Annotated in this window: 2 protein-coding genes; both read right to left on the reverse strand. The window is 52.8% G+C overall.

Annotated features, from left to right (window positions below):
* A partial coding sequence (locus BLP80_RS15015; RefSeq protein WP_256325144.1) for a group II intron maturase-specific domain-containing protein occupies positions 1-610 on the reverse strand: 610 nt, incomplete at its 3' end.
* 110 nt (positions 611-720) lie between these two features.
* Positions 721-1,011: a group II intron maturase-specific domain-containing protein gene (locus BLP80_RS16785; RefSeq protein WP_090544537.1), complete on the reverse strand. Its 291-nt coding sequence runs from the start codon at positions 1,009-1,011 to the stop codon at positions 721-723.
* Between the last annotated feature and the right edge of the window lie 11 nt (positions 1,012-1,022).

Below are 1,022 nucleotides of genomic sequence, written 5' to 3' on the forward strand. Positions count from 1 at the left end.
CGCCGAGTTTGTCGAAATAGGCAATGGTCAATACCCGTTTGATGTCACCATCGCTATTCCGCCACCAGCAGCGCGCATTTTGCGCCACTCGCTTTGCCACATGCTCAGCCGCACCAAGCTTGGTCAGTTCCCGGAAGATGGCGCTTCCTCGTCGCCATTGCCTGAGTTGGATTGCCCGCAATCGGTGGCGTAGCCATTCGTCCAGAGTCCGCCAGACGCCCGGCGTTTGCGTCAGTCCGAAATAGGCCTTCCATCCCGACAGGTAGGGTTTCAGCTTGTCGATGACCTCCGCCATGCTGCGTCCGCCCGAGCGCCGGGTCAGTTGCCTCACCCGTTGCTTGAACGTCGCCATTGGCTTATTGGCCACTTTGCGCTTTACCCCATCCTTGGCAAACCAGAAGCTGTAGCCCAGAAACTTCCTGCCCTTGACGCTGGCTACCGCGCTCTTTGTCTCATTGACCTTGAGCCATAGCTTGGCGTAACACTTGCGTAGCAGTGCCATCACCCGCTCGCCGGCCTTCTGACTGCGCACATACACATTGCAGTCGTCGGCATAGCGGGCAAAGCAATGGCCGTGCTTCTCCAACACTTTATCCACTTCATCCAGCATCACGTTTGCCAGTAGCGGACTCAGCGGCCCGCCGGTGAGTCGGCCGAGAGAACTTCCCCCTCAGCCGCTCTTAGAACCGGACGTGAAGCTCTCGCTTCATCCGGCTCCCATTAAACAAATGAACCTTGTATTCCCCTTTTCCAGTGCGCAAATAGGTAAGGCCGCGTCTCAAAAGTCTTTATCAGATATTGACACGCTCTGGCCTTACTATATCTGAACCGTTTGTATTTGCGCATGCACCATTTTATAAGTGTGAAATTTATTTGACGCATAACAGGTTTCAATGCTGATTTATTGAACCTCCCATAATAGTTGATCCATCCATTAAGCATAGGATTGAGCCAAAGAGCTACTTCTTCTAAACTCAAATCGCTTCTGTTTCGCACCCCCGTTCTTCTTATCGTTTTGTTTA

It is taken from the genome of Nitrosomonas sp. Nm132 (assembly GCF_900100485.1).
GTDB lineage: Bacteria > Pseudomonadota > Gammaproteobacteria > Burkholderiales > Nitrosomonadaceae > Nitrosomonas.